General features: G+C 65.8%; 13 protein-coding genes. 7 read left to right on the top strand and 6 right to left on the bottom strand.

The window, feature by feature from the left end; all coding sequences use genetic code 11:
* Window positions 1-13: 13 nt before the first annotated feature.
* Window positions 14-898, bottom strand: a complete 885-nt coding sequence (locus JY96_RS14515; RefSeq protein ID WP_035038487.1) for a biotin--[acetyl-CoA-carboxylase] ligase — start codon at window positions 896-898, stop codon at window positions 14-16.
* Window positions 899-962: 64 nt separating this feature from the next.
* Window positions 963-1,379 carry an SET domain-containing protein gene (locus JY96_RS14520; RefSeq protein ID WP_369796200.1) on the bottom strand — a complete coding sequence of 139 codons (417 nt, stop codon included), beginning with the start codon at window positions 1,377-1,379 and terminating at the stop codon, window positions 963-965.
* Between JY96_RS14520 and JY96_RS24280 the strand changes: the two genes are divergently transcribed.
* The 3 genes from JY96_RS24280 (at window position 1,374) to pstS (ending at window position 5,471) form a co-directional block, all read left to right on the top strand.
* The gene (locus JY96_RS24280; RefSeq protein WP_369796157.1) at window positions 1,374-1,502 is read left to right on the top strand and encodes a hypothetical protein; all 129 of its coding nucleotides are present in this window, start codon (window positions 1,374-1,376) and stop codon (window positions 1,500-1,502) included. The two genes, JY96_RS14520 and JY96_RS24280, sit on opposite strands and share 6 nt — an antisense overlap.
* Window positions 1,503-1,595: 93 nt before the next feature.
* Window positions 1,596-4,232 (top strand): DNA topoisomerase III, encoded by a 2,637-nt coding sequence (locus tag JY96_RS14525; RefSeq protein ID WP_035038491.1) that lies wholly within the window; start codon window positions 1,596-1,598, stop codon window positions 4,230-4,232.
* A 165-nt stretch (window positions 4,233-4,397) separates the two neighbouring features.
* A complete protein-coding gene (gene pstS, locus JY96_RS14530; protein WP_052162548.1) occupies window positions 4,398-5,471 on the top strand; it encodes a phosphate ABC transporter substrate-binding protein PstS in 1,074 nt (357 codons plus the stop codon).
* A gap of 30 nt (window positions 5,472-5,501) precedes the next feature.
* Here pstS and JY96_RS14535 read toward each other — a convergent pair whose 3' ends face one another.
* Window positions 5,502-6,218, bottom strand: coding sequence for a PEP-CTERM sorting domain-containing protein (locus JY96_RS14535; RefSeq protein WP_035038493.1), 717 nt, complete (start codon window positions 6,216-6,218; stop codon window positions 5,502-5,504).
* 207 nt (window positions 6,219-6,425) lie between these two features.
* Between JY96_RS14535 and msrP the strand changes: the two genes are divergently transcribed.
* Genes msrP through JY96_RS14555 form a run of 4 tightly spaced genes read left to right on the top strand, consistent with a single transcriptional unit; the run spans window position 6,426 to window position 10,223 of the window.
* A complete protein-coding gene (gene msrP, locus JY96_RS14540; protein WP_152606516.1) occupies window positions 6,426-7,472 on the top strand; it encodes a protein-methionine-sulfoxide reductase catalytic subunit MsrP in 1,047 nt (348 codons plus the stop codon).
* Complete coding sequence (locus JY96_RS14545; protein ID WP_052162549.1) at window positions 7,472-8,104, top strand: sulfite oxidase heme-binding subunit YedZ; 633 nt, start codon at window positions 7,472-7,474, stop codon at window positions 8,102-8,104. Before msrP ends, JY96_RS14545 begins: the two co-directional genes overlap by 1 nt.
* A 22-nt stretch (window positions 8,105-8,126) precedes the next feature.
* A complete protein-coding gene (locus tag JY96_RS14550) occupies window positions 8,127-9,182 on the top strand; it encodes a nitronate monooxygenase family protein (protein WP_035038495.1) in 1,056 nt (351 codons plus the stop codon).
* A gap of 48 nt (window positions 9,183-9,230) precedes the next feature.
* Window positions 9,231-10,223 carry an AEC family transporter gene (locus tag JY96_RS14555; protein ID WP_035038497.1) on the top strand — a complete coding sequence of 331 codons (993 nt, stop codon included), beginning with the start codon at window positions 9,231-9,233 and terminating at the stop codon, window positions 10,221-10,223.
* Here the strand turns inward: JY96_RS14555 and JY96_RS14560 are convergent.
* From JY96_RS14560 to JY96_RS14570, 3 genes are read right to left on the bottom strand one after another with little or no spacing between them, the layout of a single operon-like run.
* Complete coding sequence (locus JY96_RS14560) at window positions 10,205-12,052, bottom strand: tetratricopeptide repeat protein (protein WP_035038498.1); 1,848 nt, start codon at window positions 12,050-12,052, stop codon at window positions 10,205-10,207. The genes JY96_RS14555 and JY96_RS14560 overlap by 19 nt on opposite strands.
* On the bottom strand, window positions 12,042-13,628 hold the full coding sequence (locus tag JY96_RS14565; protein ID WP_052162550.1) for a hypothetical protein: 1,587 nt from the start codon (window positions 13,626-13,628) through the stop codon (window positions 12,042-12,044). Before JY96_RS14565 ends, JY96_RS14560 begins: the two co-directional genes overlap by 11 nt.
* The gene (locus JY96_RS14570; protein WP_081961275.1) at window positions 13,625-15,022 is read right to left on the bottom strand and encodes an aminotransferase class V-fold PLP-dependent enzyme; all 1,398 of its coding nucleotides are present in this window, start codon (window positions 15,020-15,022) and stop codon (window positions 13,625-13,627) included. The genes JY96_RS14565 and JY96_RS14570 overlap by 4 nt, the downstream gene beginning before the upstream one ends.
* Window positions 15,023-15,145 lie beyond the last annotated feature (123 nt).

The raw sequence follows: 15,145 nt of genomic DNA on the forward strand, positions 1-15,145 counted from the left end.
TAAAGGGCAGAGGTCAGAGCGGCGTGCCATGCAGGCGCACGCTGACTTCACCGGTGGTCCAGGACTGGAGGCCTTTGTCAGTATGCACGAGCAAGGCGCCGGTTTCGCTGACGCCCTGTGCCATGCCGGTGTCGGACGGGGGCACGCCCGTGGCCACGCCTTGGCCTGGTGTGGCCCACAGCCCGACGGGCTGGCCGGCCAGCACATCGCGCTGGCTGTAGGCTGGCTGCAACGGTGCAAAGCCCTGCTGCTCGAACAAGCGGGCTTGCGTCAGCAGCCAGGGTGCAATCCACGACCAGATCAGGCCTGGCGTGAGGCCCGCATGGGCAAAGGGCCCCGACTGCAGCGCTGCCGAGCCCTCAGGGGCCTGCCCCAGCCGCACATTGAGCCCGATGCCGATGACCACCCACCGCTGGCCCTCTGCCAGGCCAGGCGCGGGGCTGGCTTCGATCAGGATGCCGCCCAGCTTGCGGCCGTTGAGCCACAAGTCATTGGGCCATTTCAGGCCAATGGCGGGCGTGATGGGGCTGGTCCGCAGCTGCTGCAGGCCCGATTCGAGCGCCTGGGCGACAGCCAGGCCGACCGCCAGCGACAGGGCGCTGCCGCCCCCGGGGATGTCGTCCAGCCGCATGGGCAGGCCCAGCGAGAAGGTCAGGCTGTCCCCCAGGGATGCCTGCCAGACGCGGCCCTGGCGGCCTCTGCCCGCCGTCTGGCTGCAAGCGGCCAGCAGGGTCGGGCTGACTTCGCCACGCCGACCGCGTGCCATCAACTCGGTGTTGGTCGAGCCGATCTCGGGCACCACCTCCAGGCTGAGCGTGGGGCAGGCCGGTGAGGCGGCCTCCCAGATGCGCTCGGCATGGGCGTTCAAATCAGCCAGGGCGGCATTCAGATCGGGCATGGCAGATCAGGCGTGGCAGATCAGACGTGACAAAGGCGGGCTCGCGCGAGCAAGGCCAGACGGCTCAGCGCCGGCGCGAGGCCAGCATGGTGCCGCGGCACTTGGGCGAGCCGCACCAGCAGGCGTATTCCTTCTTGAGCTTGGCCGTCATGCGGGCGTCGATCACCAGGCCGTAGTCGAAGAACAGCTCTTCGCCCACGTCGATGTCGCGCAGGGCCTTGAGGAAGACGCGGTCGCCGTCCTGCTCGGCTTCCAGATTGGGGTCGCACGAGTGGTTGATCCACTTGGCCGAGTTGCCCTTGTACTTGCCGTCGATGACGTGGCCATCATCAAGATGGAAGTAAAAGGTGTGGTTCGGTTGTGACGGATCGTGCGGGTGGCGGTCCAGCGCCTCCTGCCAGGTGATGATCTCGCCCTTGTACTCCAGCACGGTGTCGCCAGCCTTCAAGGGGCGGATGGCGTAGACGCCTTTGCCGTGAATACCCGACTCGCGGACCTGGGTGCGGCGGCCAGAAGTGGGTTCATCAAGAGGGGCGTGGGCCGTCCGGGCGGCAGGCTGAGGTTTTTTTGCGGCTTGCGTCATCGGCCAGATTGGGTACATTGAATTGGTGGGCGCGCGTGCCCGCGTGTGTACACACGTATGTGTGCGTGCGCGTGCGCGAGAAGCCCGATTGTAAGAAAAGATATAAAGACGCCCATGAGCAAAGCCCTGGTCATTGCAGAAAAACCGTCGGTAGCCCAAGACATCGTGCGCGCATTGACGCCGGTGGACGGCAAATTCGACAAGCACGACGAATACTTCGAGAGCGAGCACTATGTGGTCAGCTCCGCCGTCGGCCATCTGGTCGAGATCAAGGCGCCCGACGAATTCGATGTCAAGCGGGGCAAGTGGAGCTTCGCCAACCTGCCGGTCATCCCGCCGCACTTCGATCTCAACCCGATCGACAAGAGCAAGGGGCGCCTCAACGCCCTGGTCAAGCTGATCAAGCGCAAGGACGTCACCACCCTGATCAACGCCTGTGACGCGGGGCGCGAGGGTGAACTGATCTTCCGCCTGATTGCGCAGTACGCGGCCGACAGCACGGCCACCACACGCGCCAAGGGCCTGGGCAAGGAAGTCAAGCGCCTGTGGCTGCAGAGCATGACGCCGGCGGCCATCCGCGACGGCTTCGAGGCCTTGCGTACCGATGAGCAGATGATGCCGCTGGCCAGCGCCGCCCGCTGCCGCTCCGAGGCCGACTGGCTGGTGGGCATCAACGGCACGCGCGCCATGACGGCCTTCAACTCACGCGATGGCGGCTTCTTCCTGACCACCGTGGGCCGGGTGCAGACCCCGACGCTGTCCATCGTGGTGGAGCGCGAAGAAAAGATCCGCAAGCACGTCTACCGCGATTACTGGGAAATCAAGGCCAGCTTTGGTGTCGATGCCGGTGCCTACGAGGGCAAGTGGTTTGATCCCAATTTCAAGAAGGACAAGAACGCGGCGGAAGGTTCGGCCGAAGCCGAGCTGAAGGCTGATCGTGTCTGGTCGGCCGCCGAGGCGCAGGCCATTGCCGATGCCGTTCAGGGCAAGCAGGGCACCGTCACGGAAGAGGCCAAGCCCAGCAACCAGTCCAGCCCGCTGTTGTATGACCTGACCACGCTGCAGCGTGAGGCCAACTCGCGTTTTGGCTTTTCTGCCAAGACCACGCTGGGCCTGGCGCAGGCCTTGTATGAAAAGCACAAGGCCCTGACCTACCCACGTACCGATTCACGCGCGCTGCCCGAGGACTACCTGGGCGTGGTCAAGGACACCATGGGCATGATCGCCGACGAGGACATGCCCGGCCCGCTCAAGGAGCTGGCCCAGCACGCCCGCAAGGCCGTCAACGATGGCTATGTGAAGCCCAACAAGCGCGTGTTCGACAACGCCAAGGTGTCGGATCACTTTGCCATCATCCCCACGATGCAGGCGCCCAAGAGCTTGACCGAGGCCGAAGCCAAGCTGTACGACATGGTCGTCAAGCGCTTCATTGCGGTGTTCTACCCGGCGGCCGAGTTCATGGTCACCACCCGCATCACCAAGGTGCCGGCTGCGGGCAAGGAACACTGCTTCCAGACCAACGGCAAGGTGCTGGTCAAGCCGGGCTGGATGGCGGTGTACGGCAAGGAAGCCTCGGAAGAGGGGGACGAGCGCACGCTGGTGGCCGTCAAGCCCGGCGAGGCCGTGACCACGGAAGACGTGGCCGTCAACGCGCTCAAGACCAAGCCGCCTGCCCGCTACTCGGAAGCGACGCTGCTGAGCGCCATGGAAGGCGCGGGCAAGCTGATCGACGACGAAGAGCTGAAGGCCGCGATGACCGAGAAGGGCCTGGGCACACCAGCCACCCGCGCGGCCATCATCGAAGGCCTCATCACGGAAAAGTACATGTACCGCGAAGGCCGTGAGCTGATCCCCACGGCCAAGGCCTTCCAGCTGATGACGCTGTTGCGTGGCCTGGGTGTGGAAGACCTGACCAAGCCCGAGCTGACCGGCAACTGGGAGTTCAAGCTCTCGGAGATGGAGAAGGGGCGCCTGAGCCGCGAAGCCTTCATGGCCGAGATCGCCGCCATGACCCAGCGCGTGGTGCAAAAGGCCAAGGAATACGACCGCGACACCATCCCGGGCGACTACGCCACCTTGAGCGCGCCCTGCCCGAACTGCGGTGGCGTGGTCAAGGAAAACTACCGTCGCTTCACCTGCACGGGCAAGAACGGTAGCGACGATGGCGCGGGTTGCGGTTTCAGCATGACCAAGATCCCGGCCGGCCGCAGCTTCGAGCTGCACGAGGTCGAGCAACTGATGCGCGAGCACAAGATCGGGCCGCTGGAAGGCTTCCGATCCAAGGCGGGCTGGCCCTTCACGGCCGAGCTCAAGCTGGTACGTGACGAAGAAGCCGCCAACTGGAAGATGGAGTTCGACTTCGGCGAAGACGCCAAGAAGGACGACGAAGGCGGCGAGGCCGTGGACTTCAGTGGCCAGACCAGCCTGGGCGCTTGCCCCAAGTGCGGCGGCAATGTGTACGAGTACGGCAGCAACTACGTGTGCGAGAACACGCAGGGCGCCACCAAGGCCAAGTGCGACTTCAAGAGTGGCAAGATCATCCTGCAGCAGCCCATCATGCCCGACCAGGTCAGCAAGCTGCTGGAGACCGGCAAGACCGACCTGCTGGAGGGCTTCGTGTCCAACAAGACGCGCCGCAAGTTCAAGGCCTTCCTGAGCTGGGATGCCAAGGCGGGCAAGGTGGGCTTCGAGTTCGAGCCGCGTGCGCCGCGCGTGCCGGCCAAGAAAGCGGCCGCGAAGAAAGCGGCTTGAATGGCGCGTGAATGGCCGCCTGCGCGGCCGTCATCGTTGTAAGCAAGCTGTAAAGGGGCCGGGCAACCGGCCCTTTTTCCGTTTTGACATGAGCCGACAGGACCAAGGGTTGGCCCGCTGGTGTATCTTCGCCTCCTCGTTAATCGGACATTGAAGTTGTTGGTGATGTTGTTGCGTTCTATCTGGGTGAAGAAGTGTCTGGCGCTGGCCATGGTGGCAAGCCTGAGCGCGGTCAGTGCGCAGGCCTGGGCCGAGGTGCAGATCAAGGGGGCCGGGGCCACCTTCCCGTCACATGTCTATGAACGCTGGACGCGCCGCTTTGCCGAGCTGAACCCAGGTGTGGCCGTGCGCTACAGCCCCACGGGCTCGGGTGATGGCATCAAGCAGATCAAGGTGCGTGCTGTGCACATCGGGGGCACGGACAGCCCTTTGAGCCCGCAGCAGCTCAGCGAAAGCAAGCTGGTGCAGATCCCCATGGTGGTGGGGGGCTTGGTGCCGGTGATCAACCTGCCCGGCGTGGGCGCCAACCAGATGGTGCTCACCGGCGAGGTGCTGGCTGACATCGCGCGCGGTGAGATCAAGCGCTGGGACGACCCGCGTGTGGCGGCGCTGAACCCGGGCCTGAACCTGCCGGGCCAGGCCATCAAGCGCATCGTGCGTGAGGAAGCCTCCGGTTCGACCGAGGTCTGGACGCGCTACCTGGGCCAGTCGTCGGCGAAGTTCGCCTCGGCCGTGCCGGTGTCGCAAAAGCCCGCCTGGCCGGGCAGCACGCTGAGCGCCAAGGGCAACGACGGCGTGGCTGCCTTGCTCAAGGACACACCCGGTGGCATCAGCTATGTGTCGTTCGACCGCGTGCTCAAGGACCGCTTGATCGGCGTGAAGCTGCGCAACCCGGCCGGTAATGTGGTGGCGGCCTCCGAAGAGACATTCCGGGCTGCGATCCTCGCGTCTGACGTCTACCGCAAGGGTGAGGACATGGCCAGCCTGGTGGGCGTGGCCCGCCCGGATGCCTGGCCGCTGACCGCCACCAGCTACGTGTTGCTGGACGCCGAGCCCAAGGACATGGCTTCGGCCGATTGGGTGGCCCGCTTCGTCTACTGGTGCTTCATGCACGGCGATGAGCTGACGCGGGGTACCGGTTTTGCGCCCCTGCCCGAGCGCGTGCAGGCCAAGTTGTCCGGCCGGCTGCTGCAGATCCATGGCCCTGGTGGCCAGGTGCCCCGATTCATCGCACCCTGACCTCAAGGCCTGCCGCTCGCACTGCCGTGCTCAGCCTGGCCGGCGGCCTCGTGCGTTCGCCAGCAGCAGGCTGGCCAGGCCCAGCCCCATGAGCGCCATCGTGGATGGCTCGGGAACCGCTGCCGTGACCGATGCACCAGCTGCCGCCAGGGTCACCTTGTCGAAGGTGAAGCCCATGTTCGTGCAGGACGAGGCGAACGGGCAATTGCCCAGCACATAAAGGCTGGCGGACACCCCAGCCAATTGGCCCTTGGACAGCGCCTGGAGATAGTCGGCGGCGTCCGCACCCGTGCCCAAAGCCCCGGATGCAAAGTTGAGCTGGGCGCTGATCTTTGCGGCATAGTCGCCCACCGGCAGCATCGAGCTGGCAATTTCGCTCAGGCCCAGGCTGGTCGGCGTGGCATGGCCCCAGGCATTGAATGACACGCTGCCTTCACCGGCCTGGCCCGCTTTCAGCGTGAGCGTGGCGGGGGTGTAGAGCGCGTCCACCACGGCGGGGTCGACCTGGAAGGTGAACACGGCCTTGTCACCCAAGGACAGCCCGCCGAAGCTGCTTGGGTACTGGTAGCTGGTCGTGTAGCTGGGCGGTTCGGGGCTGTAACCGGGCTGGGTCGGGGACGACTGAACCTCGTAGACCGTGCGCTGGATGTAGTTGAGCGAGCCCTCCAGCGTGACGGTCACCGGCGCGGCATGCGCTGCGGTGGCCAGAAAAAGCGATGCGGACAGGGCGTGTAGCCTTGCTTTCATGTTGATTCCCTTGGATTTTTTGGATGGTTGTGGTGCACGAACCTCGTCTAATGCAACTCGGTTGGCGCCACCGAATCATGCATGAGCACACAGGCGGAAAAAACCGTGTTTCCCCGGGATGTTCCCAAGGTGTAAGAATCTGGCCGGGATGGGCGACTGACGCAGTAAAGCATCTGGTGCACCCGATGCATCAACAGGAGTTTGAGCATGGCCATGATCCGAACCTCACGTCATTTTTCGCACCCTGACAGCGGGATGACCCACGGCACGCCCAGCGAGATCACGCCCCGCGCGGTGTACGAGGGCCGTCGTGCCTGGCTGAAACAGGCCGCTGTGGGTGGTGCCGCAGTGGGCTTGAACGCGGCCGCCGGGCTGTGGCTGGGCGACGAAGCGGAAGCGGCCACGGCTGCTGCCCCCCTGGTGGCGCGCCCGGGTGTGCTGGCGCCCTTGCCGGGTGTGCGCAGCACGGTGGCCGGTGCCTACGCCATGGACAAGGTCACGCCCTACGAGAAGGTGACCCGCTACAACAACTTTTACGAGTTCGGCACCGACAAGGAAGACCCCTGGCAGAACGCCGGCACGCTCAAGCCCCGCCCCTGGACGCTGAGCATCGAAGGCGAGGTGGGCAAGCCTTTGAAATTGGGCCTGGACGACCTGCTCAAGCTGGGCGCCATGGAAGAGCGCATCTACCGCCTGCGCTGTGTGGAAGGCTGGTCCATGGTGATCCCGTGGGTGGGCTACTCGTTGTCGACGCTGATCCAGCGGGCCGCGCCCACCAGCCGCGCCAAGTACGTCGAGTTCATCAGCCTGGCCGATGAAAAGCAGATGCCGGGTGTGCGCTCCGGTGTGCTGGACTGGCCTTATGTGGAGGGCCTGCGCATCGACGAGGCCATGCACCCGTTGACCATGATGGCCTTTGGCCTGTATGGCGAGGTGCTGCCCAACCAGAACGGGGCGCCGCTGCGCCTGGTCGTGCCCTGGAAGTACGGCTTCAAGAGCGCCAAGTCCATCGTGAAGATCCGCCTGGTCGACAAGGAGCCCGTGTCCTCGTGGACCAAGGCCAATGCGCGTGAATACGGCTTTTATTCGAACGTGAACCCGACGGTGGACCACCCACGCTGGAGCCAGGCCACCGAGCGCCGACTGGGCGAGGGCGGTTTCTTCGCACCTCGCAAACCGACCCTGATGTTCAATGGCTACGGTGCTCAGGTCGGGCAACTCTACGCCGGCATGGATTTGAAGAAGTACTACTGATGACCCTTTCTACCTTGAACCAGTGGCTGCTCAAGCCTTGGGTGAAGCCGCTGCTGTGGCTGCTGTGTGCCGTGCCCTTTGCGGGCCTGATGGTGGGCCTGGCCACCGACAAGCTGGGCGCCAACCCGGCTGAAAAGCTCATCCGCGAAACCGGCGAGTGGACGCTGCGCTGGCTGTGGTTGACCCTGGCCGTGTCACCTTTGCGTGAGGTGGCTTCGCTGCCCGCCGTGTTGCGCTACCGGCGCGCACTGGGTGTGACAGCCTTCGTGTACGCGGTGCTGCACTTCCTGGCCTATGCCTGGCTGGACAAGGGCCTGGTGCTCGACGACATCATCAAGGACGTCTACAAGCGCAACTTCATCCTGGTGGGCGTGGCGGCGCTGCTGCTGATGACCCCGCTGGCGCTGACCTCGTTCAATGCGGCCATCCGCAAGCTCGGTGGCAAGCGCTGGCAGGCGCTGCACAAGCTGGTCTATGCCGTGGCCCTGCTGGGCCTGCTGCACTTCTACTGGAAGAAGGCGGCGAAGAACGATGTGGGCGAGGTCATGGTCTATGCGGTGATCCTGGCCGTGCTGCTGGGTTGGCGTGCGATGCGCAAGGGCGGCATCATGGCGATGCTGCGTACGCGCTGATGGGCCACACGGAGGATCGTTGATGAGTCAGACCCTGCGCGAACTGCTGTCCATCGAGCTGCCCATCTTCCAGGCGCCCATGGCGGGTGTGCAGGGCAGTGCCTTGGCGATGGCGGTGAGCGGTGCAGGGGGCTTGGGCTCCTTGCCTTGCGCGATGTTGTCGCCCGATGCCATGCGCCAGGAGTTGGCGGCCATGCAGTCGGCACTGGATGGCAGGCCATACAACGTCAACTTCTTTTGCCACACCCCGCCGGTTGCGGACGCCGCTGCCGAGCAGCGCTGGCGTGAAGCCCTGGCGCCGTATTTCGACGAGTTTGGCGTGGATGTCTCGCAGATCCCTGTCGGGCCGGGGCGACTGCCCTTCAGCCATGAGGCGGCCGATGTGCTCGAAGCTTTCAAGCCACCGGTGGTGAGCTTCCACTTCGGTCTGCCGGACGCGAGCTTGCTGGCGCGCGTGCGCGGCTGGGGCGCCAAGGTGCTGTCATCTGCGACGACGGTGGAAGAAGCGCGCTGGCTGGCCGATCGCGGCGTGGACGCCATCATTGCCCAGGGTGCCGAGGCGGGCGGGCACCGTGGCATGTTCCTCACCGATGAGCTCGGCACGCAGGTGGGCACGATGGCCCTGGTGCGGCAGATCGCGCAAGCCGTGAAGGTGCCCGTGATCGCGGCGGGTGGCATGGCCGATGCCGAAGGGGTGGCGGCCGCCCTGCAACTGGGCGCTGCGGGTGTGCAGGTCGGGACGGCCTACCTGCTGTGCCCGGAGGCCACCACCACGGCCATCCACCGGGCGGCCTTGCAAAGCGAGTCGGCCCGGCACACGGCCTTCACCAACCTGTTCACGGGGCGGCCGGCGCGCGGCATCGTCAACCGCTTCTTGCGCGAGATGGGGCCCATGAGCCCCTTGGCGCCCGCGTTTCCCCTGGCGACGGCTGCGGTCGGGCCTTTGCGTGCCGCGGCCGAAAAGCAAGGCCTGGGGGACTTCTCGCCCTTGTGGGCCGGGCAGAACGTCGGCGGTTGCCGCGCGGTGCCTGCCGCGCAGCTCACCCGTGACCTGGTTCGCCTGATTGACCAGCGCTGATCGCGTCCCCGGGCTGGCCTGCCTGGGTGCGAGGCGACAATGTCACCCATGATCGACCTGTTGCTGCTGTTCATTCCCTTCTTTGCGCTGGTCTTGCTGGGCTGGGCCGCAGCGCGCCGCGGCGTGGTGCCGATGGATGGCATCGGTTCGCTCAACAGCTTCGTGCTGTATTTCGGCCTGTCGGCCATGGTGTTCCGGCTCAGCGCCAGCGGTGCCTTGATGCAAGAGGGCCTGCTGGGCCTCTTGCTGGCTTATGGCGTGGCGGGTGTGGTGGTCACGGCGCTGGCCTTGGTCTGGGCGGTGCGGGCGGGGCTGGTGCGCCGTGATGGCGGGTTGGTGGCCCTGGTCACGGCCTTTCCCAACACGGGCTTCCTGGGCCTGCCCTTGCTGACCGGTTTGCTGGGCCCGCAGGCCGCCGGCCCCGTGGCGGCAACGCTGATCGTGGATGTGCTGCTGCTCAGCTCACTTTGCCTGGCCTGGGCACACTCGCATGCCGCACAGGACGCGCCGGGGGACGACCCGCAAGAGGTGTGGCACGCGGTGCAGGCTTCGCTCAAAGGGGCTTTGCGCAACCCGCTGTTGTGGTCCATGGCCGTGGGCATGGCGTTCGCCGCGCTGCACTGGCATTTGCCCAAGCCGGTGGACGAGACCGTGCGCCTGCTGGGCCTGTCGGCCACGCCCACGGCCTTGTTCACGCTGGGTGCCATCCTGGCGCGGGCGCAGATGCAGCCTTCGCATGGGGATGTGGCCCTGCCCGGCATCCAGGTGCCGGCCGTGCTCAAGCTGGTGGTTCACCCCATGCTGGTCTGCGCGGTGGGTTGGGGCCTGCACCGCGCGGGCGTGACCCTGATCGATACCGGCCTGCTGACCGTGACGATGGCGGCGGCCCTGCCCTCAGCCAGCAATGTGTCGATGCTGGCCGAGCGTGAGCGGGCGAATACCGCATTGGTCGCGCGCGTGATCCTGTGGACGACGGCCTTGGCTCTTGTGAGCGTGGCCTTGTGGGCGCATGGATTGGGGGTTCAGGCAGCCGCAGCCTGAATGGCGTTGGCGCGGCGGCTGACCATGGCGTTGAACGCAGCCTTGATGCGGGCCACGTGGGGGTTCTTGTAGACGAAGTCCGGGTCCTGCTCGTCGTGCACGAGCATGGTGGCATTGACTTCAAACACGAGCAGGCGCCCGTCATGATCGATGCCGCAATCGATACCGCCGTAGTCCAAGCCCGTGGATGAGAAGATCGCCTGCAGCGCCTGCCAGCTTTGCGCATGGAACACGCGCTGGGGCTGGTCGAGAAACGCCGCTTCTTCCTGGCGCTTCCAGGCTTGCTGGCCCATGTCCGTGCGGAAGTGGTGGACCATCCAGTCCTCGTGAATCGCCAGGTGGTAAGGCAGGATCTCCCCGTCGATGCAGATCAGGCGGTATTTGCGGTAGCACCCGTCGCTGGAGCGGTAGTCCACGAATTCGGTGACGTAGTACTGGCCCTCGCCGTGTTCGTTCAGGAAGCCCAGCAGTTGCACCCAGTTGTCGACCTTGGCGAAGGCGTCGCCACCATGGTTGCCGGTTTGCCTGACCAGCATGGGCATGCTGAAGCCATCGAGCCGCTGTAGCACCGCGGCGTTGACCAGTTCGGCCTGGCTCAGCCTGCGGGTGAGGGGCATCTTGCAGCCGGGAATGTCCTTGAGGCTCTGGGCGATGGATTCGCGGTCCGTGCGCAGAATCACGCGCGGGTGGTTGATGATGGGCAGGTTCAATGCATCGGCCAGGGCCAGCGTGTCGGGCAGGATCTCGGCCCCGTTGTCTGCGTCCGCGATGATGTTGATCACCACCTTCGCCTTGGCGCGCAGCATGGCGATGTCGGGCGGGCTGTCAGGCAGGACGCAGTAGAAGTGCCGGTTGTAAGGGGTGTCGCTGGTCAGGTAGTTGACGGGGGTGCTGCCAGCGCCGGGGGTGTCGAGCAACAGGGCGTCAAAGGTCGGTGGCACCTGGTTGGCCGGCCAGGTGACCAGGGGCCGAAGTGCCTGTGCCTGGCGAAAGCAGGTGCGCCATTGCGCGGGCGTGCCCGTGCGCAGCAGGGCGTTGCCCAGGTCGATGTGGGCGTCAGGGTTGTCGGGGGTGAGTTGCACGGCCCGGGTCAGGCAGGCAATGGCTTGTGCATCATGCTGCCCCATGAGGGTGAGCAGGCGGCCCATGCAGCGCAGGGCGATCGGCGAGTCCGGGTAGAGCGTCAGTGCCTGCTGATAGGCGGCACGGGCTTCTTCCAGGCGTTTCGTGTCCAGCAGGGTGAGGCCGAGGTTGAGCCAGGCATCCAGGTTGGCGGGCGCCAGGGCGAGTGCTTGCTGAAAGTGCGAGCACGCCAGCTCAAACTGCTTGAGGTGGCGGTAGGTGTTACCCAGGTTGTTGTGGGTGGCGGGTGATGCGGCGTTGACGCGCAGCGCTTGCTGCAAGACGGCTTCCGCCTGTGCGGGGCGCCCCGTGGCGTTGAGCAGCGTGGCGAGGTTGTTCAGGTTTTCGGTGGAGCGCGGGTCAAGTTCAACGGACCGCCGGTAGTGCCGCTCGGCTTGTTCGAATTGCCCGAGGTTGAACAAGGCCAGCCCGAGGTCGCCGTGTTTGTCCGCTTCGTTGGGGGCGATTTGGACAGCGCGCTGCAGGGCTTGCGCGGCCTCCTGGTTGCGCCCTTGTTGCAGCAAGGCCTTGCCCCTGGCCAGCCAGGCCAGGGCGTTGTTCGGGTACTGCTGGGTGAGGGCTCTGGCCTTCGCTTCCAGTTGAGGCCAGTTGGCGGTATTGAACAAGGCCACCAGTTCATTGACCGCGGTCTGCGGGATGATCGTGGTGATGCGTGCAGGTGCGGCGTGGCCGGTCTTATATCGCATGAACGTCTTCCTTGTAGATCAGGGTGGATGACTGGAGCAGCCACTCGGCCTTGTCCAGTACCAACATCGCCCTTTGAAGCACGCGCTCGGCATGGCTGCCGCTGCCTGACAGCGCCTCCACCACGAGCCGGCTGCTGATGCTCAGGCGCAGCGCGCTGACGGGTACGCCCTGGCGCGTGCCGCAGGGAACAGGTTGCCCCAGCTGGCAGCGCGTGCGCGCGCGCTGGGCCTCGCGTGCGGGGGCGTCTGGCGGGCAGATGTCGGAGAGGTCCGTCTGCAGGAGGTGGTAAACCCGTTGCGTTTGTGCGCGGGTCAGTGGCGTGCGACGCCCCTCGGCATCGGCCCCATACAGCACGAAGGAAAAAATGGTGGGCAGCGTGTCCCAACTGGATGGGGTGTTCAACTCAGGGCGGCCGAGCCCGTGTGTGGCCAGGGATTCGAAGGTTTCGCTGCTGTCCAGGCGGCGCTGGATGGCGTTGCCGAACACCCGCAACAGGTGGCGTGTGTGCCCTTGCGGGATGCGCTTGAAGGCGCGCAGTTCGGCCAGTGCGGCTTTCCAGCGCAGGAGCAGGCCAAAGTTGGCCGTGTCGGGCAGCAAGTGTCGATCAGGCCAGTGCGCGGGCCAGTCGGCACGGGCACAGTGTCCGGACAGTGCACGCATGGAGCTGGGGGTGCCTCGCTTGGTTGGCCAGGCGGCAGGCACGAACAGGGCGCCGCAAAACGAGGGGCCCGTCAGGAACTTGGAGCCCGTGACGGCGACGAGGCAGCCTTGGCGCAGGTAGGCGCTCAAGGTGGCCCCGGACAGCCGGAACTGGCTGGCATCAACCAGCACGGTGACGGTGTCGGGCCATTGCTGTTTCAGGCTGATGGCAAAACCAGGGCCAGGCGCCAGCATGCCGGTTTTGGAGACATCCAGGGTCACGAGCAGCACAGCTTGCCCCGCGAGGACGGCACGGCGTACCCAGGTTTCGATCTCGGCGTGGACATCGGCCTGGGGACGCGGCTGCCCGTCCGGCTGGCGCAAGGCGACCTGGACAAGTTGAGGCTCCTGCCCCGCGGGCTTGACGGGGGCGCCGACCGTGCCCGCCCGACCCTGTGCCGTGTGGCGGCCAAAGTGCCGCATGCGCAGGGCGTTGGTCACGCCGCTGCCCGTTTCCGTCGGGTCCATCATGATCACCATGGGGGCGTGCTGACCGCGTCGGGTGACCAGGTGGGTGGCGATCAGGTGGAGGTCGGTGCCGGATGCCGCGAACAGCACGTCGGGTTCGGGCAGGTCGCCGAGGTCGCACAGCGTCAGCAGTTCTTCACGGATGGCCTGCAGTTCAGCCTGGTAGAGCTGGGCGGCCGGCTGCTCGGGTGATGCGGCCATCAGCTTGCGCCGCAATTGATCTGCAGCGGCAAAGCCCCGCCTGGAGACCGAGCTGGCCGTGCTTGACCCGAATGCCGCCAGATCGGGGTCAGGTGTGGGGCGGCATCCGTATTTGTTGACGCCCAGAGCGGGATCAAGGTCCAGCCGTTCGTCGCCGCCTTGCAGCAGGAGGCTGGCCGTGCTGTGCGGATCGGCTTTCCTGGTCATGCCTGCTCACCCTGTGCAGCCCGTGACATGGTCAGCCTGTCGCCTTCGGCGAGCGTGGCCTGTAGCAGGGTGTCGATGTCTGCCATCGTGGTCCGGTGGTTCACGATGGCGGCGCGGATGGCGAATCGACCCTCCACCATGGTGGAGGAGGGCAGGCAGACGCCGGATGATTGCAATGCCAGCACAAGCTGGGCATTGATCTGATCGGGATGGGCGCAGCGGTACCGGAAGCAGACGATGTTCAGGGTGACGGGCGCCAGCAATTCCAGCCGGGGTTCGTCTCGCACACGTTGGGCCAGCGCTTGAGCGAGTTCACAGGTGCCCGCGATGACCTGCCCGAGCCGGTCGCTGCCATAGACCTTGAACGTGAACCAGGTCTTGAGCGCGCGAAAGCCCCGGGAAAGATCGGGGCCCAGGTCGCAAGGCCAGAGGGTGCCTGCGCTTGGTCCCTGGCATTCTCGGCGCAGATAGGCGGCAGGCGCGGCGAACGTGGCCTGGTGGGCTTGGCCGTCCCTGACGAGCAGGAACCCGGCGTCATAGGGCACTTGTCCCCATTTGTGGAAGTCGAAGGCGATGGAATCCGCTTCTTCGATGCCACGCAGGAGGGGCGCAATGGCGGGTGAGAGCATGCCCAGGGCGCCATACGCACCGTCCACGTGAAACCACATGCCGTGGGCTTGGGCCAGTCGGGCGATGGCATGCAGCTCGTCCACGGCCCCGACGTCCACCGAGCCGGCGGTACCGATGACGAGAAAGGGCGTCAGGCCGGCGGCCTTGTCCTGTTCGATCTGGGCTTCGAGCGCGGCCAGGTCCATCTGATGCCGGGCGTTGACGGGCATGCGCCGCAGGGCGTCCGTGCCCAGGCCGCACAGGTCCATGGCCTGGGCGACACAGCCATGTGCCGCGCTGGAGGTATAGGCCACCAGTTTGCCGCTCGTCTGCGGGACGCCTTGTTGCCGAACCGTCGGGCCTGCAGCCTGGTGGCGTGCCACCAGGACGGCCATGAGGTTGGCCATGGACGTGCCGGTGACAAACAGGCCGCTGGCGGTGGTGGGGAAGCCGAAGAGGTCGCGCATCCAGTGGCAAACCTGGCGCTCCAGCTCGACCGGCGCTTGCTGGCGACCGCCGACGTTGGCGTTGAGGCCGGCTGCGAGCATGTCGGCCACCATGCCAACGGCCGTGCCACCGCCTTGTACCCATCCCATGAAGGCAGGGTGGGCATTGAGGCAGGTATAGGGCAGGATCTCGGTGAGGAACTGTTGATGGACGTCGGCCAGCTCGCTGGGCGCCTCGGGGAGGGAGGCCGCCCGTGCTTGTGCCACGCCAGGTGGGGTGGGCTGCCAGACCGGTCGCTGCCGGATGTCCTGGGAAAAGTCCAGGATGTCGTCGAGCATGCGGTGCGCCTGGGCGCGAAAGCCCTGCCAATCGGACGGATCCAGTCCTTGTGCTGATGCGACCACCCTTGCTCCTTACCCGGAAAGTTAGCTGCCCCGATTCTTGCGGTTTCGCAGGGGGCG

The organism is Aquabacterium sp. NJ1 (assembly GCF_000768065.1).
GTDB lineage: Bacteria > Pseudomonadota > Gammaproteobacteria > Burkholderiales > Burkholderiaceae_C > Aquabacterium.